This window comes from Paraglaciecola psychrophila 170 (genome assembly GCF_000347635.1).
GTDB classification, from domain to species: domain Bacteria; phylum Pseudomonadota; class Gammaproteobacteria; order Enterobacterales; family Alteromonadaceae; genus Paraglaciecola; species Paraglaciecola psychrophila.
Genome location: NC_020514.1, coordinates 5,380,850 through 5,400,895 on the forward strand (window position 1 = coordinate 5,380,850; position 20,046 = coordinate 5,400,895).

The window sequence follows — 20,046 nt, forward strand, 5'->3', positions numbered from 1 at the left end:
GTAACTGTATTTAGGCGTCAAAACCATGCTATCCATATATTGTATATTTCAATACTGACCTGATACCTTTATTAAATGGACGAAAGTTTAAGGTGCATCGCAATTAGTTGTTGTTCACCTATAACTTCAGCTGTATGGCCATGAATATTATTTTCAAAAATAGTGTTAGCGCTTAATTTATCTTGTGCAATAAACATATCACCCGAGGCAAAGTCTCGGTAACTGTGATCCCGTAAACCGATGCGCAAAATACCAGAACGAATAATAATAAGAGTGGGATCCCCAGCAACATGCCAGTCACTAAAATAACCGGGCTCACTCATTCTATGTCTAAAGTTTAACGCTTCTTGGCGAGACGATATAAACAAACCGTTATAATCATCCAAGCAATACTGCTGCTCCATAAAATAAGAACTGTCTGTTTTGATATTACATAATATCGGTACATTCAAGTTTGGCATTAATAGCATCCATTGGTATTCAGTTTTTCAGGGGCGGTACGCATAGTAAAATATGTTACTTATCCTTTTTACACCTCGCATTGACAATATTGCCTTTAGCATTAACTTGCCTACAACTAGCAAAAATTCATAAAACGTCATATTCTACGCAGCATATTTTTTACACCTGTAAGAGTCAATTTATGTTTTGTGGTGTTATTACAAGATTTTTTTCAATCTGTATAGTTTGTGGGATCAGTATAAATATTTTTGCCGAAAATCGGATTGATACTCAGCGTTCTGATGCACCTGAATTAGCTGCTTACGGTCAATATTCTGTTGGTGTCAAAACCTTAGAAATTATTCATGCTCAGCAACTTGATATTGTGAAAATAGATATCGATGAGCTTAAACTTACAAGCCAGCCTAAGTATGATAGACCTTTGACTTTGGAGGTTTGGTATCCAGCAATAAAGGACAGTCAAGGCAACACGTCTCTTGACGTTTATTTACGGGATGGTAAAACTAAAGTAAGCATACAGGGCAAAGCAGTGCGTGACGCTAAACCGTTAAATAGCAGTCAACAATATCCTTTAGTAATACTTTCTCACGGCTATCCTGGCAATCGATATCTAATGTCCCATTTAGCTGAAAATATTGCTTCAAAGGGTTATGTGGTGGTATCTATTGATCACACTGATTCAACCTATCGATCTCAAGCAGCATTCGGTTCGACTCTGCTGAATCGGCCACTCGATCAACTGTTTACGCTTGATCAAATACAGCTTATGTCAAAAGATAACTCTTCCTTTTTATATGACCTAGTTAACACCCAAAATACAGCTTTGATTGGTTTTTCTATGGGTGGTTATGGTGCAGTAATTTCTGCTGGTGGAAGCGTCACTCAAAAGGCTGTAGATTTTCCATGGGGTTTACCAGACAAAGCTTTAGGTATATATCAAAACCTTAATGAAAAACAAAAATTTCCTGATCCAAGACTCAAGACCGTGATTGCGTTTGCCCCTTGGGGAATGAATTACGGCGTATGGGACCAAAAAACCCTTAAAGGAGTTAAAGTTCCAATATTTTTTGTAGCAGGTTCAGTTGATGATGTATCAGGTTACGAAACAGGTGTACGCGCTATCTGGCAAGGCACAACAAGTGTAGACCGAGCATTATTGACCTTTAATAATGCTAATCATAGTGCAGGAGCGCCTATGCCAGCTCCTGATGAGTCTAATGTCTATGATGAAGCTATTGGAATTAATATCAGTGAACACTACACAGATGCTGTTTGGGACACGGTACGCATGAATAACATATCCCAACACTTTGTGACTGCATGGTTAGAAAAGTACCTGAAAGACAATTCTGATATGGACGTTTTCTTGAACCTTAAAGCTAATTCAAACGACGGAGTTTGGAGTAAATATGAAAAAGGCCAAGCGAAAGCTGAACACAGCCATTGGGCAGGTTTTAAAAACCGCACTGCTAAGGGCCTAAAATTTGAGAAGTTAGCAAAGGGCGAACAATAAAACATCTTTGATTTGTGCTAATTCAGACTCAATTTCCATAGACTGGAATGAGTGATAATCAGATCTTGAGCTAGTCTTCGTTAAAGATTGGCTCCGCGAGAAAAGGGGCATCCACAATTGAAATTATATCGTTGTATTATTACTCATTCACAGTCACTTTGATAATTAGTCAAAACAGTCAACTTGATGATGAATGATAGGTTTCAACGAACCTGATTCTTCAGCGGTTTCCTTTTCCTTGGTTACGGCGCAACAACCATGGATTGAATATAAGCGCTTAAATATTTGATATCGCCCTCGTTTAAGTTTTTAACAGACTTTCTCATAACCTTATCAAGTGATTGGTCAATGGTTCGTTTTCCTGTTTTATAGTCAGCTAAGGTCATGCGAACATAACGGGCATGTTGTGCATACAGTTTGGGGATAGACTGCTGGCTGTCGCCCTCTCCAAATTTGCCATGGCAGGATTGACAAGCAACAATACCTCTGGCTTTATCACCTTGTTGATACAATACACGGCCCTTGTCTGCCCACAAGGTATCTTCGGTAGCACTGTGTTTTAAGGTATCTATGGTGGGGTCGAAAGGCAGGTTTTTTGGGGTTGCTGGGAAAAATAGAAGGCAATCTGATTGATTTCTTCAGCGCTGTAATCTTGTAATGTATTGGCCATCTCTTTAGTGTCTCGCCGGGCGAATTTAAAATGATTGAGCTGGGTGCGCAAATACTGATAATTTTGTCCTGCAAGGTTACGGGTTTGCTTATCGTATTTATCGGTTATCGGCGGATTACCTGTTTTGCCATGGCATTCAGAGCAGGAATAGTTGCCATTTTCACGAACACTGGTGATCAACGATTTAGCATCCGCTGGCTGTTTTGTGTTGATGGTATTTGCCAGAGTATAGGTAAGAGTTTGTGTAGGTACCATCACTGTTTTTGAACGATATCAATTCACCTGATATATGCTGATATTCACCAGTTCCACCAACAATGCCAATGGCTGAACTGCCCTGATCAAACTCTCTGCCTGCTACTTCAATAGTGCCGTTTATCAACGTCAGGGTCCATCGATATTGAGAACTGTTGCCCACCATAGTGCGAGTACACACACCACTATCATTGCCAATTTTGTTACGTTCTGCATCCAGTAAGGGTTGGTCAAACAACCATTGATCGCCAATCGTATCACCAGGTTCGCCTAAATCTAGTGCAACTGCCGGTGATGTTTTTGCATCAGCAATAGTGAGCAGCGTTTTCGATTTGATACTGTCAGCCACACTGGCGGTTGAAGCGCCGAGTAAAATGACGCAAGCCATTAGTGTCTTTTTAATCAGGACTATCTCATTGTTATCCCATACTGCCTGCAGCCGTTAAGATCCTATTTAAAATGGACTTGTTATTAAAATCTACTTTTGAGTTTATTAAAAGGGCCGAACGCACAAAGGGTGTCAGATCTGGCAATATATCACCAAATCGCCAAACCTAAATCAATTTATGGTTATAGGTAGAATAAACCGTCATTATTCATAAAAGAACGAGACTTCTTGCCTCATATTTACCTCTCTTTTGTATCCTTGAGCGAGTGAACATTAGCTATTTTTGTCTATTACACAACTGTTTCACATAATTCAAAAAAATCGCCTACCGCTGTTGTGCAAATCAGTTTTGAATATTACTTTTATTTATGATGATGAACTGTTTTCATTCAAACAGGCTTATCTGAGGCGATGCTCTAATTTGTGATGGCAACAATTCGTCGATATCGTCATTTTTTGTATTCAGTTGAGTAAGTATCTTTTAGATCACCAATGGATGTGCATTAGGTATCTCTATGTATATAATCCCTACGGGGTAGCAATCGCTGTACAACTTGGCTTTCCTACCTATTTGTCAAAACTACCTATAACCTCGCACCACCCATTGCTCTTAGGTTTCATAGTCTATGTTAAAAACATTTTTTAATGTCTTTGCGCTTAGATCATAGATTAATGTTTTTGTACCAGTATTTTTTTTGCCATGTCGGCAATGCTTGCTTAGCCTTATTTCTTTTAGCCGGTATTATTGACACTTTATCACGCGGTGGCGGAGGGGCCACCCCGCACAAACACACAATGAAACCTAGTGAGGTTTACGCGGGGTTTGAGTACCAAGGGCGATAAAATATAGCGACTCAAGGATCGCATTATTGTGACCGTCACTGTGTTAAGTAAACAACTTGGTAGTGGGATTTATCTGGTTTAACTACCTGATAAAAATACGCCCTATTGGTTGTTTCCTGTGTTACTACAATCATTCACTATGGTTATTGCGTTTTCTTGGCAATCGCTAAGAGACAGAGGTTTAAAATGCAGAGGTCTATATGATGATTTGTCTTGCTTAGTTGCTCAACAGTAACGTCTTCGGCGATAAATGCTCTCCTATCTCCGACGCCACCATATTTAGAGCGATGACCACCGACTGTGACTTATAATGGACCATGTAAAAACTCAGCTTATTCCTGCGATCTTTGCAGCTTTGCTGGCTTCCAATTTATGGACTTCAGCGGAGCTGCTATTGGTTTCATTAAGCAGCTCATTCAGTTTTATTTTATTACTCCTGGATAACGTCAAAGCATCTCCGCTTTTTAGCACAACCGTATAGTCTCCGTTAGCATTAGACTGAAGCTCCTGCAAACTTGAGAGCCTGACAATGGATGAACGGTGAATGCGAATAAATAAGGCCGGGTCGAGTTGCTCTTCCAACACTGTTAGAGTCTCTCGATGTAAGATCACTCTGTCGTCAAACAAATGTAATTCCACGTAATTCCCCGCTCCTGTAATAAAGTTTATTTGCTCCACATCAATGAGTCGTATCCTGCCCGGCTCTTTGATCAACAATCGAGTCTTGTAATTTTTTTGGATACCGTCTTTTATAAGATTCATCAGCTCAGCAAGCTTTACGTAATCGGTTTTTACCTTATCTAATACTTTCTTTTGAGCCCGTTCCCATGCGGTAAAAAAGCGCTCATCTTCAAAGGGTTTTAACAGATAATCGGTCGCATTTAACTCAAAAGCAGCTAAAGCGTACTCATCGTAGGCCGTAACAAAAACGATCACGATACTGGGATCAAGCATTTTTGCTAATTGAATACCCGTTGTGCCTGGCATTTGAATATCCATAAAAATGATATCTGGTCGACTCTGCTGCACCTTTTCTAGCACTTGCACGCCATCCTTGGCCTCTTCAATCGTTTCAATCCCTGATTGACTTGATAGCAGCAGGGCAATGATATCGCGGGCAATTCGCTCATCATCTGCAATCAATACTTTAAGCATACAATTCACCTGTAGGTAATTTTAAAATGGTTTCAAAATGACTATCGTCTGTTTTATTACAAATTAAAGTGTAATTGCCTCCGTAAATATGCTGCAGGCGTTTTTGGCAATTGGTTAATCCGATCCCGAAGCCCTGATGAGTTTCGTGTTGCGCAACTCTATTTATTAAACTGATTGATAAGACCTGATCATCAATAGTGATCACTAACTTAAGCAAGTTGTTGTCACTTTCTAACTGAGAGCCATGTTGTACTGCGTTTTCGACCAGGGTATGCAGCAACATAAAAGGTACTTGCACATCTAAACTATGCTCACTGATATCCATATCAACGTCAAGTTTGTTCTCAAATCGCATTTTTTGAATTATCAGATAACTATTAATAAACTTAATTTCATTACATAAGGATATAAGCTGAATATCATGATTCTCCAGTACTTTTCGAAACATGAGACTTAATTCGCTTATCGCTTTCACTGCATTATCTTTTTGCTCCAGACGGATGAGTCCTGAAATGGTGTTTAGGGCATTAAACAAAAAATGGGGACTCAGTTGAGTCTTGAGTGATTGCAATTCAACCTTAAGCAGTTGATTGCTAAGTCGCTGGTTATATGTTGCTTGCATTTTTGCCCGAGTATAATAACTCATGGTGAAACCTAAACTGGCAATGGCCGCGTAAACCAGCAAATCCATATGTAAGGGACTAGCGAATAAATGTTCACAAGCAACAAAAAAAGCCTCCAGATCAAAGGTATAATTATTAACCATCAGGGTAATTTCAATTAATGTCAAGCCCCAATACAAGCTCATTGAAATAGTGAGTACCAGGAGATTAGCTGCGACAAACTTATAGGTAAGCTCCTTTTTAATATTAATGTGCCTCACTAAAGCGATTACAATTGGGGCAACTACAGCCCAATTGATCCACCAGGGAAGATATTCGAGCCAAACTGACCAATAATCGGAGTTCTTACCGTAATTTAAGCGCATCCGATGGGTATTATCTGCGGCCACCGAATTAAGTAGCAACCACAAAATGAGATTCAATAACAAAAATGATAGTGAAGGAAAATAAATAAGGCGTTTCATGAACATAGTTAAATAATCTCGATCTGAGCGTGGATTATCCGCAGCTTTTGTCCTGCATTGCAACCGACGGTAAAAATACAAGCCCAAAATATAGTCTTACGCTAAGCTAAAAGGCCCTTATGTCGATAGTATTCCATTTAAATCATACAGTTAAGCACTGTTTACACTTCTTTCGTCACTCTAATCGTGTTTTTGACCTATTTATTAAACATTTATCTTAAGGCTGCGGAATATATTCATGATGGAAGGGCGATTGAGGCCAGTAGTGCGGATGCGATCTAATTGTTTACACCTGGCTCATCCGGCTTTCCATGCAAAATGGCTCACGAATAAATAAGGCCCAATATTGATTAAATTCTCAGTTCACGTCAAACAGGCCTTAAATCACACTAAACATGCCAGCTACAAATCCCTCTAGAGATAACTTTTGACCAGACATACAGTCACTCTCTGGATATAATCAGAATAACCTCTCCGAAAACCTTTAGACAGACCAAAAATGCATGTTTATCATTCCAAAACTGACTAAGTCGCTTAGGCTAACTATTGCTAAGGTATAAATTGAAATTCCCAGTGTTATCAAGGTCGCTAACTCCTGATGGCATTGAGTAACTTGCTGCGGCTAGCACATACCTTATAACTCTGGATTTTTACTCATCACAACCGGCTAACTTTTCATGTTCGCGTATTGATTTCTACCATTCATCACCCCGTTCTATCCATTGGTGGAAAATCGATAGTGATATATACGGCTTAAGCATAAAGTCGATTTAGGTGACTTAAGTTATCTCTAAAAAATCATAATAATATTTGCTCGAAGGCTACTTTGAGCGTCCAGGGGTATATACATGTTTAATAAAAAAATACTGGCGAAGTCAATTAGCTTGTCTTTGGCCTTTGGTGCAGTTACAGCACTATCATCAATAACTGCAACCGCACAAGAAGTAGCTGCTCCGGAGACAGAAGCTGCTGAAGTTGAAAAGATTTCCATAACTGGTAGTCGTATTCGTCGACCTGGTGCTGTTTCTACCAGCCCAATTTTCTCAATGAGCTCTGAAGAGCTTGGTTTCTTTCAAGAGCCTGAAGTGGAAAGAATGCTTAAAGTATTGCCTAGTACAATTCCGGGTGATGGTGCCAACGTAAACAACGGTAGTGCGGGTGCTGCAACAGTTGACTTACGTGGTTTAGGTACTCAACGTACATTAATTTTGATGGATGGTCGTCGTATGACACCCTTCAATTTTAATGGTCAAGTTGATACTGCTTCTATTCCTACCGCATTATTACAAAGTGTTGATGTTGTAACGGGTGGTGCTTCAGCAGTATATGGCTCTGATGCCATATCAGGTGCTATTAACTTCATCATGAAAAAGAATTTTGAAGGTGTTGAACTACAATACAATCATGCTGTAACAGGTGATAATGACGGTCAGAAAGACAACATCTCTTTAACGTTAGGTTCAAACTCTGCTGACGGTAAAGGTAATATTGCTTTATCTGTAAGCTGGATGAATCGTGACCAGGTACTATTAGGTGACCGTCCATTAGGTTTGCTGGGTATCGACAGTGAAACCGGTGCGGGTCTTAATGAATTTAGTGCCGGTCTTCCACCCGTTCCTGGCCCTGCAGGTTGTGACGGTCCTAATGTTGTTGATTTTGTTTTAGGAAGTGGTTCAACTACTGCTATCCCAACAAAGTTTGCACTCGTGGGTTATGCGCCGGCTAATGGGCAATTTAGAAATGACGGTAGCATTGGTGCAGATTGTAGCCGATTCAATTTCAACCCTTTTAACTTCTATCAAACTCCCGCTGAGCGTTATTCTGCGACCGCCATTGGTCATTATGAAATCAATGACCATGCTACTGTTTATAGTACATTCAACTATAACCGTCAGTCTGTTTCACAGCAAGTCGCTCCTTCAGGTACGTTTGGCGCTAGATTTGACATACCCCTTGCTAACCCATTTATCGTTGATCAAGCTCGCCAATACATGATTGATGCCGGTAACGATGCTCTTGCAGCGGGCTTATTAAATACTCCAGGGTTGACTAACTGGATTGATAGTAATGGAAGCGGTGACGTTGATGCTGCCGATTACTTAAATGTGCAATTACGTCGTCGTACAGTAGAGTTTGGTCCACGCTCAGAACTTTTCAACACAGACCAATTTTCTTTGCTAACCGGAGTTGAAGGTGAATTGTATGGCGATTGGATGTATGACGCCTCATATCAATATGGTGAAACAAACCGTGTTACTACACGTGGTGGCTACACTAACCTAACTAACATTCAAAACGCATTAGACAGTACGGATGGCGTTAACTGTAAAAATGGTGTTTCTTCTTGTGTGCCACTTAATTTATTTGGTGGTTTAGGCACGATTACACCTGAAATGGCGGCTTATTCAACGGCAACCGCTCTTCAAACACAAGCCTACACGCAAGAAATTATACTTCTTACGGCTAATGGTCCTGTAGAAGCGATAAAATCTCCATGGTCTGCAGAAGAACTTTCTATCAGTGTTGGTTACGAACATCGTAAAGAGACCGGTTCATTAGAGCCTGATGAGTGCTTAAAACAAGCGCCGGCCAGCTGTCAAGGCGGTGCCGGTGGTAACTTACTTGCCATTAATGGTGGTTTCTCTTCTGAAGAGCTTTTCATTGAAGGTGTTTTACCGGTATTGGAAGATGTTGCTTTTGCTGAACGCGTAGATATAGAATTTGGTTATCGTGGTGCAGATTATAGCTCTGTTGGCTCTGTAGATACGTGGAAACTGGGTGCCACATGGCAACCAACTGACCAAGTATTAATCCGCGTAATGCAGCAATCAGCAACACGTGCTCCAAACGTTGGTGAGCTTTCTTCTCCTGTCGTGACAGGTTTAGATAACGCAACGCTAGATCCATGTTCAATTGCTAATGTGAGTAACATTGATGCAGCGTTAACGGCTCTTTGTTTATCAACAGGTATGCTTCCAGCGCAAGTAGGTGCGGTACAAGATATTATCTCTGGTCAAGTTAACGCCTTCAATGGCAGTGATCCCGATAATGCACCTGGTGCAGAAGATGCTGAAACATTTACTGCTGGTTTTGTTTACACTGCTGATTTCTTGGATGATTTTGTACTTTCAGTTGATTATTACGACATTCAAGTTGACGATTATATTGGTGAATTCTCTCCTCAAGAAGTGCTTGATGGCTGTTACATAGGCGGCGATACCGTTGCATGTTCAAAAATCAAACGCATTGGTGGTGATTTAACCATTTCTGGCTCTGGTATAGAGTTGTTTACGACTAACCTTAAGTCTCGTCAGGTTGAAGGCATCGAAGTAAACGTAGACTTTAGCGTAGATTTAGGTGAAATGGGTGAGATATCATTTAATGCTAACGTAAACAAATATTTAACGCATGAACAACAAAGTTCTAATGAATCTGTATTAATTGATTGTAAAGGTCAGTTTGGTACAACTTGTAGTCCGACATCTGACTTGCGTTGGGTTCAGCGTACAACATGGCAGTTGAATGACTTCACAGTTTCTGCTCTATGGCGTCACATGAGCGGCGTTGATATTCAAAGTGACCAAATTGTTGACACATTTGCCCAGTTTCAAAGTATTGAAAGTTATGACTATGTCGATTTGTTTGCGAGCTATCTCTATAATGAGCATACTAAATTTACGTTTGGTATAGATAACATCTTCGAAAAAGATGCGCCTGTTTTAGGTGGTGAAGTTGGTTCAACTTCATTTAACAGTGGTAATACTTTCCCAAGTACTTATGACAATCTTGGACGTATGTATAAAGCACGGGGTTAAATTTACTTTCTAATCTAGAACTTTTTGGTTAGTAAAGTAGGGTTAAGTTAACAATCTTAGCCCTACTTTTTATTCACCCGTGTACGCAAAATGTGTCAGATATTAGCCGTTAAATTCTACCCTTCTACAAACATCTCCAATGGTATTACCTACAAACCACCTTCGCCATATAAGGGGCGTTAGACAAATATTACCAATCCGTATAAACAACTGACCACTCAGCAAGTTTTAAATAGCGTAACGCTTAGCACCCGATCAAAGCACTCAAATACGATAGTGGTACCAAAACAAAATTCATGCAACGCAGAAGCTCATTTAAACCTCGTCCTTCGGAAAAACCCGAGTTAGTTTTCTGCTGCGTTCTCGCTACTTGAAAGGGGATTTGCCAGACATTCTGGCGACGCCTTGCCCAAAACCGTCTGTGGTTTTCTGAAAAAGCAATTCTTTATATGGATTGGTATTATAATATTACGGCAATCCCACATTTCTCTAAATAACAAAATGAGCACAATGAGCACAATGAGCACAATGTCGGATGTGGGCATTTATGTGATGGATTGAAAATAAACTGGATCAACTCATTAATTATAATTTCTGGTTTAACTGACCCTCAAATGATTCTATTTTAATTGTCCTTATCTTTAATATGATTAACTTACTTTTAGATACAACTAATAAGTTGGTGGAACAGAGCTAATTTCTAAAGTACATATGTGTTTTATTATTGTGGTTTGCTGGAACTTTATAGTGTAAATATACATACATTAAAGGTTGAAACAGTCATTACCCACCAACCACTTGTCGCACCTTAGCGGTCTTTACTAATAGGCATAACTTGAATATCTTTTTTTATCTCAAGTGCCAATTCATTTAATCAATATGTTGTTTTGTCGCCCCAAATATCTGTTAAGCGCTGATCACGACCACAATTCCAACGGTATAATTTGTATCTGACAGAATTATTTTTGTAATAGTCTTGGTGATAACTTTCATTGCCTTTTATAGGATAAAAGGTGGTTGTGGCTAGGACGGGGGTTACTACTTTTTTATCTGGAAATTGCGTTACTACCTTTTGTCTGGATAATTCAGCTATTTTACGCTCTTTCTCATCGGCCACAAATATGGCACTTAAGTAACTAAAGCCTTTGTCACAGAATTGCCCCGTGCCATCAAAAGGGTCTATGTTTACCCAAAAGTGCTCAAGTAAACCTTGATAAGTGACTATTTTTGGATCGTAAGTAACTTCAACAGCTTCATAGTGTCCCTTATGATTACCACCATAGGTTGGGTTTTCTAAAGTACCACCGGTAAAGCCTGAGATAACGTCAGTCACTCCTTCAAGCTTTTCAAAATCTGATTCCATACACCAAAAACAACCTCCTGCGAAGATTGCTCTATCAGCCGTTGCTTGGGATGTATACAAACCAATAAATGTAACTAGCATTAACAGTATTTTTAATTTCATAAAATTCTCCATAATTACTCAATATGTCTAATCACATTGAGAGTGAATATTAGGACCAAAGATTTACCATAATCTTTCAATTTTTTATAAAATATAAAAAACCCAGCTCAAGGCTGGGTTTTTTATACTTACTAATATTGATTACTTACGCAGTTTACGGATTAACCTTAACTGGGCAATTGCTTCAGCTAGCTCCATGGCTGCCTCAGCATATTCAAAATCGGCAGTTGGATTAGCGATATGCTCTTCGGCGCGTTTTTTCGCGTCTAAGGCAGCTTGTTCGTCTAAATCTTCTGCACGAATAGCGGTATCGGCCAATACAGTTACTGTACCGGGTTGTATCTCTAAAACACCACCGTTAATGTAGATGATTTCTTCTTCACCGAATTGCTTAACTAGACGTACCATACCAGGTAACAAAGTAGTCAATAAAGGTGCATGCCCAGGATGGATACCTAGCTCACCTTCACTACCTGTTATCTGAATAGCTTCGACTAGACCAGAAAAAATACTGGTTTCAGCGCTTACTACGTCTAGATGTACGGTCACTGCCATAAAAACCTCCTAAATAGGATCCTTAAAACATGCTTCTAATTCCGTCTAGTTTGGATTGATGTAGGAAATGGGCAATGTATAAGTATACTTGAGCACTTCCGACAACAATGCATAACTAAATGAACCAAAATATTACATGTTTTTAGCTTTTTCGCATGCTTCTTCGATAGAGCCAACCATGTAGAAAGCTTGTTCTGGAAGGTGATCATACTCACCATTCAAGATGCCACTAAAACCAATGATGGTGTCTTTCAAAGAAACATATTTACCCACTGAACCAGTAAATACTTCTGCTACAAAGAAAGGTTGTGACAAGAAACGCTGAATTTTACGAGCTCGGGATACAGAAAGCTTATCTTCTTCAGAGAGTTCATCCATACCTAAAATAGCGATGATGTCTTTTAATTCTTTATAACGTTGCAACACTGATTGCACACCACGAGCTGTGTCGTAATGTTCCTGACCAATAACAAGAGGGTCAAGTTGACGTGAACTAGAATCAAGAGGGTCAACCGCAGGGTAAATACCCAATGACGCGATATCACGCGACAATACAACAGTTGCATCTAAGTGAGCAAAAGTGGTTGCAGGTGAGGGATCGGTCAAGTCATCCGCAGGTACGTATACCGCTTGGATAGAAGTGATTGAACCTGTCTTAGTTGAAGCAATACGTTCTTGTAGAACACCCATTTCTTCAGCTAGGGTAGGCTGATAACCTACTGCTGATGGCATACGACCTAGTAGAGCAGATACTTCTGTTCCAGCTAGCGTATAACGGTAGATGTTATCAACGAAAAACAATACGTCACGACCTTCATCACGGAATTTTTCCGCCATGGTTAAACCTGTCAAGGCAACACGTAAACGGTTTCCTGGAGGCTCATTCATCTGGCCGTAGACTAAGGAAACTTTGTCTAATACGTTAGATTCGTTCATTTCGTGATAGAAATCGTTACCTTCACGAGTACGCTCACCTACGCCAGCAAATACTGAGTAGCCGCTGTGCTCGATAGCGATGTTACGAATAAGTTCCATCATGTTGACGGTTTTACCCACACCGGCTCCACCGAACAATCCAACTTTACCACCTTTTGCAAACGGACAAACTAAGTCAATAACTTTGATGCCTGTTTCAAGTAGTTCAATTGAAATAGATTGTTCTTCGTAAGTAGGCGCGGCACGGTGAATAGACATACGCTCTTCTTCACCGATTGGGCCTGCTTCGTCGATTGGGTTACCCAAAACATCCATGATACGACCCAATGTGGCTATACCAACGGGGACTTGAATAGCTTCACCACTGTTTTCAACAGCTAGGCCACGACGTAAACCGTCAGTAGAGCCCATTGCGATGGTACGGACTACGCCACCACCTAATTGCTGTTGTACTTCCAGGGTCAAACCTTGCAAATCACCTTCGGTAATTCGCAATGCGTCATATATTTTTGGAACCGAATCTTGTGGAAACTCAATATCCACTACGGCGCCAATTATTTGGACGACCTTACCATGACTCATGTTAATTCCTCTTAAATTCTAAAACCATTGCCTAAACCGCTGCAGCGCCAGCTACAATTTCACTAATTTCTTGTGTAATTGCTGCTTGACGTGCTTTGTTATATATCAATTGTAAGTCATCAATTATGTCACCCGCGTTATCAGTCGCCGCCTTCATGGCTACCATACGAGCAGCTTGCTCAGACGCACCATTTTCAACTACGCCTTGATATACTTGGGACTCTATAAATCGAACCAGTAACATATCTAAGATAGGTTTTGGATCGGGTTCATATATGTAGTCCCAACGGTGTTGTAATTCTTTTTCTTCAGATTTAGGCAAAGGCAACAATTGATCTATCTGCGGCTCTTGCGCCATAGTATTTACAAACTTATTAAATACCAAATATAAACGGTCTATTTTGCCGTCATTAAATGCATCCAACATGATGCGTACCAAACCAATAATTTCATTGATAGTTGGCGCATCACCTATACCCGACTCTGCGGCTAAAACACTGCCACCAAAACGGTTAAAGAATGCAACAGACTTAGCACCTAATGCAGCGAAATCGACTTGAACATCTTGCTCTTGCCATTTTTTCGCATCTTTCACCACCATTTTGAATTCGTTGGAGTTTAAGCCCCCACATAATCCACGGTCTGTAGAAATTACGATATAACCAACGCGTTTTACTTCGCGGTCTTCCAAATAAGGATGACGATATTCAAGGTTAGCATTTGCTAGGTGACCGATGACGTTTCGAATATTCTCAGCATATGGACGACCTTGGGCCATACGGCTTTGCGCCTTTTTCATTTTGGACGCGGCAACCATTTCCATAGCGCTGGTGATCTTCTGCGTATTCTTAATACTGCCGATCTTACCTTTTATCTCTTTACCGCTAGCCATAAACTCTATCTCCGATTATTCAACATATTGACGATTCTGTTTTTATAAATAAAAGCAGTATCGTCTAATTGATTACCACGTTTGTGTTGCTTTAAATTTCTCTAAAGCTTCATTTAACGTAGCTTCAATTCCTTTGTCGAAATTACCTGTTGTATTGATAGTGTTCATCAACTCGCTATATTCACTTTTCATGAAAGAGTGTAAAGACGCTTCAAAATCTAGAATTTTATCTAGTTCAACATCTTTTAAGTAACCTCTCTCAACAGCAAACAATGAAACACCCATATCCGCAACTGCAAGCGGTGAATATTGGTTTTGTTTCATTAATTCCATAACTCGCTCACCATGCTCCAATTGAGCACGAGTTGCCTCATCAAGGTCAGAAGCGAATTGCGAGAAAGCTGCTAATTCACGATACTGAGCTAATGCTAGACGGATACCACCACCTAACTTCTTAATGATTTTAGTTTGAGCAGCACCACCAACACGCGATACCGATATACCAGCATTAACTGCAGGGCGGATACCAGCGTTAAACAAATCTGTCTCAAGGAAGATTTGACCATCGGTAATCGAAATTACGTTAGTAGGAACAAAAGCGGATACATCACCTGCTTGGGTTTCGATAATAGGTAGTGCAGTTAAAGAACCTGTCTTACCTTTTACTTCACCTTTAGTGTAACGTTCAACGTATTTATCATTTACACGTGCAGCACGTTCGAGAAGACGTGAGTGAAGATAGAAAACATCTCCAGGATACGCTTCACGACCTGGCGGTCGACGTAGCAATAGTGATATTTGACGATATGCAACGGCTTGTTTAGACAAGTCATCATAAACAATCAAAGCATCTTCACCACGGTCACGGAAATACTCACCCATAGTACAACCAGAATAAGGTGCCAAGTATTGTAATGCTGCAGACTCAGATGCAGAAGCCGCAACAACAATGGTGTGAGCCATAGCGCCGTGTTCTTCTAACTTACGTACTACATTAGCAATAGTAGAGGCCTTTTGACCAATCGCAACATATATACATTTAACACCAGAATCTTTTTGATTAATGATGGCATCAATTGCTAAAGCGGTTTTACCAGTTTGACGGTCACCGATAACCAATTCACGCTGACCTCGACCTACTGGGATCATGGCATCAACTGATTTATAACCAGTTTGAATAGGTTGATCGACCGATTGACGTTCAATAACGCCCGGTGCAATTTTTTCTATGGGTTCAAAACCATCTGCATCTATAGCGCCTTTGCCATCGATAGGTGCACCAAGAGTGTTAACCACACGACCAAGTAGATTACGACCTACTGGTACTTCTAGGATACGGCCAGATGATTTTACCTTTACGCCTTCTTGTAAGTCAGCGTAAGGGCCCATAACTACCGCACCTACAGAGTCACGCTCTAGGTTTAAAGCGATAGCGTAACGATTACCAGGAAGCTCAATCATTTCACCTTGCATTACATCTGCAAGGCCATGAATACGAATAATACCGTCAGTTACACCAACAATAGTTCCTTCATTACGAGCTTCACTTACTACTTCGAACTTCTCAATACGTTGCTTGATTAGTTCTGCAATTTCAGTGGAATTCAGTTGCATGCTCTTTTCCTCGTTATGCTTGTAACGCGTCTGAAAGACGGTTTAATTTACTACGAAGTGAACCGTCAATAACTGTGTCGCCGGCTTTAATAAGTACACCGGCTATCAATTCAGGATCCACGCTACAATTTAGCTTAACTTTACGTGCAAGCCTTGTTTCAAGGGACTTACTGATATCTGTTTGCTGTTGTTTAGTCAGTTTGACTGCTGAAGTAATATCAACATCAATCTCTTTATCAAGATCAGACTTAAATTTATTAAACAAAATAGAAATATCGGGAAGCGCTTGTAAACGTCTATTTTCAGCCAAAACTTTAATTAAGTTTTGACCCTGTTGGTCGAGTTGTTCACCACACACACCATTAAATATCTCAGCAAGTTTTTCAACCGCTAACGAACCAGTTAGTAGATACTTAACCGTATCGTTTTGAGAGACTTCAGCAGCAAAAACTAACATTTCTTGCCATTGTGCGATGGTATTGCTCTCGACCGCGAAATCGAACGCAGCTTTAGCGTAAGGGCGAGCGATAGTAGTCCATTCAGACATAGCTCATTCTCCCTTATAGTTCAGCGACAAGTTTTGCAACTATGTCACTTTGTGCCGCAGCATCTATTTCACGCCCTAAGATCTTTTCAGCACCGGCAACAGCCAAAGCAGCAACTTGTTTACGTAGCTCTTCTTTCGTGCGGTTTCTTTCTGCTTCAATCTCTGAATGTCCTTGCGCGATAATTTTTTCGCGCTCGAATTGTCCACGTTGCGTTTCTTCGTCAACAATAATCGAACCACGCTTTTTAGCCTGTTCAATTATATCTGCAGCTTGCGATTTGGCATCTTTAAGCTGAGCATCGACTTCGACTTGAGCAACTTCAAGAGCTTTTTCGCCCTCCTCAGATGCAGCTAAGCCGTCAGCTATTTTCTTTTGGCGATCTTCAATAGCACCAATGATCGGAGGCCATACATATTTCATGCAGAACATCACAAACACAGTAAATGCTATTAGATTACCAATTAGTGTGGCATTTGGTAACACGGTCGCTCCTCCTTAATAGTTCGTTAAAAGAGATAGGTAACTACTATTGAGCACCAAGAACGAACAACATATAAAGAGCGATGGCAACACCGATCATTGCGATAGCATCGATAAGGCCCGCTACAATAAACATTTTAGTTTGTAGTTGGTTAGAAAGCTCTGGTTGACGTGCAGCAGATTCTAAAAATTTGCCACCTAACATACCAAAACCAATTGCCGTTCCAACTGCGGCCATACCAATAATAATTGCAACTGCGATGTACAAGTCACCTAAGTTTTCCATAGATTTTCTACCTTTGTGTTTAAGTTAAAATTAAAAAATAAAACGTATAAAATTGTTTTTTAGGCTTCTAGCCTTAAGCCCGTAGGCCAGCATCTGCTGTTTTAATTATCTTCATAATAATTAGTGTTTTTCGCTAGCCATACTCAAGTAAACAATGGTTAACATCATAAAAATGAAGGCTTGTAGCGGTATAATTAATAAGTGGAACGTGGCCCATATAAAATGAACCGGTAGTTGCCATAACCCCATGGTGCCTGCTATCAAAATGAAGATAAGTTCACCAGCATACAAATTTCCGAATAAACGCAATGCTAACGATAATGGTTTAGCAACAAGTCCAACAACTTCAAGAATAAAGTTAAACGGATATAACCAAGGTGTATTGAATGGTTGGGCGTACAACTCTTTCATAAAGCCGCCTACACCTTTGATCTTTATTGAGTAATATATCATTAATATAAACACCCCAATAGATAATGCAAAGGTCATGCTGGTATCTGTAGTAGGAACAGACTTGATATAAACATCATTAGGATTTACACCCATTATAATGCCTATATTTTGAGCGATATAAGGAATTAGATCGATAGGAATTAAATCCATCAAATTCATTAATAATACCCAAACAAAAATAGTTAATGCCAAAGGTGCTATCAAAGGGCTATTACCATGATAATTACTTTTGACCGTACTATCTACAAACTCAACAACTATTTCAACGCAGGCCTGCCATTTACCCGGCACACCTGATGTTGCTTTCTTTGCTGCTGAGCGAAAACTTAGAATAAACACTAAACCCAACACTATTGACCAAGCTAACGTGTCTACATGAAGAGTCCAGAACCCTTCACCCACAGAAGCATTAGTTAAGTGATGCTGAATATAAGCACTGACGCTTTGTTCGCCGCCTGTATCTGCCATTTTTCCATCCACAATTATAAAGTTAAAAATCGGTATTCAGTCGTGTTGTCGAATACCTTATCGATCAGCACGACTCAAAAAAATAATAATCGGCCATTGCACCATTAAAGTTACGAAGTAGCTGATAAACAGCGGTAATGGTTGTAAATTTGGCCATCTAAATATCACAGCAAACATTACAATCGTAATTAAAAATTTAAGTTTACTTCCTTTGTTAAAACTCCGCACTACTAGCTGATTTTGGCTAGCACCGGCATATCTAAATGCTAGGAATGCAAATACCTTTCCAGGCACCACACATATCAACCCACCATAAAGTGCTGATATTCCTGTATATTTTCCTATAAATACAGAAAATATTAAGGCTAATAAAATAGCAACTAGGCATTGATAAAAAAGCACTTTTCTAGCAAATTTTCGCCCTTCTTGGGCCAAGCTAGTTACCAATTGAATCACCGATGCATTTAAACCTTAACAAAAAGCGCCAAAAGTATACTTTACTGGTGACAATTTACAACAGTAAACTCTAGTTTGGTGCACAAAAGCACTAGTATGGACATTCCCACAAAGCCTTTGTTTTTGTAGGGTTTTTGGATATAGAAAGTTTATATATCGGCATACTCCTTTAACTTCAACACAGTTTATAAAGAATGCAAAATAAGAACTCGTTATGCTCAACATTTTGTTTCGTTATTAGACATTAATCTATTTAATATGCTCCAAAATACCATCTAGTTGATCAAGGCTAGAAAAGTTAATCACCAACTTACCTTTGCCTTTTGCGTTGTGTGCAATACTGACTGGTGCGCCTAAGTTTTCAGACAATTTTGTTTGTAAACGTTGTACGTCAGGATCTTCTTTAACAGGAGTCTTTTCTTTTGCAGGCTCCAGTAATCGCCGCACTAAATTTTCTGTGTCGCGTACTGTTAAACCTTTACCTGAAACTATTTGTGCAGCTTGGTTTTGTGCCTCTCCCTGAAGTGCTAGCAAAGCTCTGGCATGACCCATTTCAATATCACCATGTTCTAGCAACAATTTCACATCGTCATTCAAATTATTTAAACGTAACAAGTTACTCACGGTTGTTCTGGGTTTACCTACAGCAGTCGCCACTTCTTGATGGGTAAGCTCAAATTCAACCATTAGACGTTTAAGCGCTTGTGCTTCTTCCATGGCATTGAGATCTTCACGTTGAATATTCTCAATCAGTGCAATTGCTACTGCCGATTCATCAGGTACATCTTTTATTATGCAGGGGATAACATCTAATTGTGCTATTTGTGCAGCTCGCCAGCGTCTTTCGCCAGCGATAATCTCATATTTGTCTTCTGAAATTTGACGCACAACTATAGGCTGAATAATACCTTGTGAACGAATCGATGAGGCTAAGTCTTCAAGGGCTTCGGATGACATATCTTTACGTGGTTGATATTTACCAGGTTGTAAAAATTCTAGAGGAATTTTTTGCAATTCTCCTAGTTTTTCAGGTAGCTCCGAACCGCTGCTTTTCCCTGCTTGGCTGGTTGCCAATAAAGCATCTAACCCTCTACCCAAACCTCTTTTTTTCGCCGACATGTTG

Annotated in this window: 19 protein-coding genes; 2 read left to right on the forward strand and 17 right to left on the reverse strand. The window is 39.9% G+C overall.

The window, feature by feature from the left end:
- Positions 1-71: 71 nt before the first annotated feature.
- Positions 72-461, reverse strand: coding sequence for a cupin domain-containing protein (locus C427_RS23705; RefSeq protein ID WP_007636641.1), 390 nt, complete (start codon positions 459-461; stop codon positions 72-74).
- A gap of 182 nt (positions 462-643) precedes the next feature.
- Here C427_RS23705 and C427_RS23710 point away from each other — a divergent pair, with 182 nt between their 5' ends.
- Positions 644-1,975, forward strand: coding sequence for an alpha/beta hydrolase family protein (locus tag C427_RS23710; RefSeq protein ID WP_007636639.1), 1,332 nt, complete (start codon positions 644-646; stop codon positions 1,973-1,975).
- Between the two features lie 242 nt (positions 1,976-2,217).
- Here the strand turns inward: C427_RS23710 and C427_RS23715 are convergent, their stop codons facing one another.
- The 5 genes from C427_RS23715 to C427_RS23740 all read right to left on the reverse strand — a co-directional run bounded on the left by C427_RS23715 (position 2,218) and on the right by C427_RS23740 (position 6,379).
- Entirely contained in the window at positions 2,218-2,511 is a 294-nt protein-coding gene (locus C427_RS23715; RefSeq protein WP_015431441.1) for a c-type cytochrome, read from the reverse strand.
- Positions 2,512-2,543: 32 nt separating this feature from the next.
- Positions 2,544-2,825: a c-type cytochrome gene (locus C427_RS23720; protein WP_015431442.1), complete on the reverse strand. Its 282-nt coding sequence runs from the start codon at positions 2,823-2,825 to the stop codon at positions 2,544-2,546.
- 4 nt (positions 2,826-2,829) lie between these two features.
- Positions 2,830-3,288 carry an allene oxide cyclase barrel-like domain-containing protein gene (locus C427_RS23725; protein WP_007636638.1) on the reverse strand — a complete coding sequence of 153 codons (459 nt, stop codon included), beginning with the start codon at positions 3,286-3,288 and terminating at the stop codon, positions 2,830-2,832.
- 1,170 nt (positions 3,289-4,458) lie between these two features.
- Positions 4,459-5,286 (reverse strand): LytR/AlgR family response regulator transcription factor, encoded by an 828-nt coding sequence (locus C427_RS23735; RefSeq protein WP_007636635.1) that lies wholly within the window; start codon positions 5,284-5,286, stop codon positions 4,459-4,461.
- Positions 5,279-6,379 carry a sensor histidine kinase gene (locus tag C427_RS23740; RefSeq protein ID WP_226991093.1) on the reverse strand — a complete coding sequence of 367 codons (1,101 nt, stop codon included), beginning with the start codon at positions 6,377-6,379 and terminating at the stop codon, positions 5,279-5,281. Before C427_RS23740 ends, C427_RS23735 begins: the two co-directional genes overlap by 8 nt.
- A gap of 842 nt (positions 6,380-7,221) precedes the next feature.
- Between C427_RS23740 and C427_RS23745 the strand changes: the two genes are divergently transcribed.
- Positions 7,222-10,188 (forward strand): TonB-dependent receptor domain-containing protein, encoded by a 2,967-nt coding sequence (locus C427_RS23745; protein WP_015431444.1) that lies wholly within the window; start codon positions 7,222-7,224, stop codon positions 10,186-10,188.
- Positions 10,189-11,062: 874 nt separating this feature from the next.
- Here C427_RS23745 and msrA read toward each other — a convergent pair.
- The 11 genes from msrA to C427_RS23800 form a co-directional block, all read right to left on the reverse strand.
- Positions 11,063-11,653: a peptide-methionine (S)-S-oxide reductase MsrA gene (msrA, locus tag C427_RS23750; RefSeq protein WP_007634673.1), complete on the reverse strand. Its 591-nt coding sequence runs from the start codon at positions 11,651-11,653 to the stop codon at positions 11,063-11,065.
- 141 nt (positions 11,654-11,794) lie between these two features.
- A complete protein-coding gene (locus C427_RS23755) occupies positions 11,795-12,208 on the reverse strand; it encodes a F0F1 ATP synthase subunit epsilon (protein ID WP_007634674.1) in 414 nt (137 codons plus the stop codon).
- 132 nt (positions 12,209-12,340) lie between these two features.
- Positions 12,341-13,726 carry a F0F1 ATP synthase subunit beta gene (gene atpD / locus C427_RS23760; protein WP_007634675.1) on the reverse strand — a complete coding sequence of 462 codons (1,386 nt, stop codon included), beginning with the start codon at positions 13,724-13,726 and terminating at the stop codon, positions 12,341-12,343.
- Between the two features lie 31 nt (positions 13,727-13,757).
- Positions 13,758-14,618 (reverse strand): F0F1 ATP synthase subunit gamma, encoded by an 861-nt coding sequence (atpG, locus tag C427_RS23765; RefSeq protein ID WP_007634677.1) that lies wholly within the window; start codon positions 14,616-14,618, stop codon positions 13,758-13,760.
- 72 nt (positions 14,619-14,690) lie between these two features.
- Positions 14,691-16,232 carry a F0F1 ATP synthase subunit alpha gene (atpA, locus tag C427_RS23770; RefSeq protein ID WP_007634680.1) on the reverse strand — a complete coding sequence of 514 codons (1,542 nt, stop codon included), beginning with the start codon at positions 16,230-16,232 and terminating at the stop codon, positions 14,691-14,693.
- A gap of 13 nt (positions 16,233-16,245) precedes the next feature.
- Positions 16,246-16,779 carry a F0F1 ATP synthase subunit delta gene (gene atpH, locus C427_RS23775; RefSeq protein WP_007634682.1) on the reverse strand — a complete coding sequence of 178 codons (534 nt, stop codon included), beginning with the start codon at positions 16,777-16,779 and terminating at the stop codon, positions 16,246-16,248.
- Positions 16,780-16,792: 13 nt separating this feature from the next.
- Positions 16,793-17,263 (reverse strand): F0F1 ATP synthase subunit B, encoded by a 471-nt coding sequence (atpF, locus tag C427_RS23780; protein ID WP_007634684.1) that lies wholly within the window; start codon positions 17,261-17,263, stop codon positions 16,793-16,795.
- Positions 17,264-17,306: 43 nt separating this feature from the next.
- On the reverse strand, positions 17,307-17,546 hold the full coding sequence (gene atpE / locus C427_RS23785; RefSeq protein ID WP_007634685.1) for a F0F1 ATP synthase subunit C: 240 nt from the start codon (positions 17,544-17,546) through the stop codon (positions 17,307-17,309).
- Between the two features lie 120 nt (positions 17,547-17,666).
- Positions 17,667-18,467, reverse strand: coding sequence for a F0F1 ATP synthase subunit A (gene atpB, locus C427_RS23790; protein WP_007634686.1), 801 nt, complete (start codon positions 18,465-18,467; stop codon positions 17,667-17,669).
- Between the two features lie 57 nt (positions 18,468-18,524).
- Positions 18,525-18,902 carry an ATP synthase subunit I gene (locus C427_RS23795; RefSeq protein WP_456095274.1) on the reverse strand — a complete coding sequence of 126 codons (378 nt, stop codon included), beginning with the start codon at positions 18,900-18,902 and terminating at the stop codon, positions 18,525-18,527.
- Between the two features lie 270 nt (positions 18,903-19,172).
- Positions 19,173-20,042 (reverse strand): ParB/RepB/Spo0J family partition protein, encoded by an 870-nt coding sequence (locus C427_RS23800; protein WP_007634688.1) that lies wholly within the window; start codon positions 20,040-20,042, stop codon positions 19,173-19,175.
- Positions 20,043-20,046 lie beyond the last annotated feature (4 nt).

Bases quoted from the DNA above. Each gene is read 5' to 3' on its own strand.
- C427_RS23705 (WP_007636641.1), bottom strand. From the start codon at position 461: ATGCCAAACTTGAATGTACCGATATTATGTAATATCAAAACAGACAGT.
- C427_RS23710 (WP_007636639.1), top strand. From the start codon at position 644: ATGTTTTGTGGTGTTATTACAAGATTTTTTTCAATCTGTATAGTTTGT.
- C427_RS23725 (WP_007636638.1), bottom strand. From the start codon at position 3,288: ATGGCTTGCGTCATTTTACTCGGCGCTTCAACCGCCAGTGTGGCTGAC.
- C427_RS23735 (WP_007636635.1), bottom strand. From the start codon at position 5,286: ATGCTTAAAGTATTGATTGCAGATGATGAGCGAATTGCCCGCGATATC.
- C427_RS23740 (WP_226991093.1), bottom strand. From the start codon at position 6,379: ATGTTCATGAAACGCCTTATTTATTTTCCTTCACTATCATTTTTGTTA.
- C427_RS23745 (WP_015431444.1), top strand. From the start codon at position 7,222: ATGTTTAATAAAAAAATACTGGCGAAGTCAATTAGCTTGTCTTTGGCC.
- msrA (WP_007634673.1), bottom strand. From the start codon at position 11,653: ATGAAATTAAAAATACTGTTAATGCTAGTTACATTTATTGGTTTGTAT.
- C427_RS23755 (WP_007634674.1), bottom strand. From the start codon at position 12,208: ATGGCAGTGACCGTACATCTAGACGTAGTAAGCGCTGAAACCAGTATT.
- atpD (WP_007634675.1), bottom strand. From the start codon at position 13,726: ATGAGTCATGGTAAGGTCGTCCAAATAATTGGCGCCGTAGTGGATATT.
- atpG (WP_007634677.1), bottom strand. From the start codon at position 14,618: ATGGCTAGCGGTAAAGAGATAAAAGGTAAGATCGGCAGTATTAAGAAT.
- atpA (WP_007634680.1), bottom strand. From the start codon at position 16,232: ATGCAACTGAATTCCACTGAAATTGCAGAACTAATCAAGCAACGTATT.
- atpH (WP_007634682.1), bottom strand. From the start codon at position 16,779: ATGTCTGAATGGACTACTATCGCTCGCCCTTACGCTAAAGCTGCGTTC.
- atpE (WP_007634685.1), bottom strand. From the start codon at position 17,546: ATGGAAAACTTAGGTGACTTGTACATCGCAGTTGCAATTATTATTGGT.
- atpB (WP_007634686.1), bottom strand. From the start codon at position 18,467: ATGGCAGATACAGGCGGCGAACAAAGCGTCAGTGCTTATATTCAGCAT.
- C427_RS23800 (WP_007634688.1), bottom strand. From the start codon at position 20,042: ATGTCGGCGAAAAAAAGAGGTTTGGGTAGAGGGTTAGATGCTTTATTG.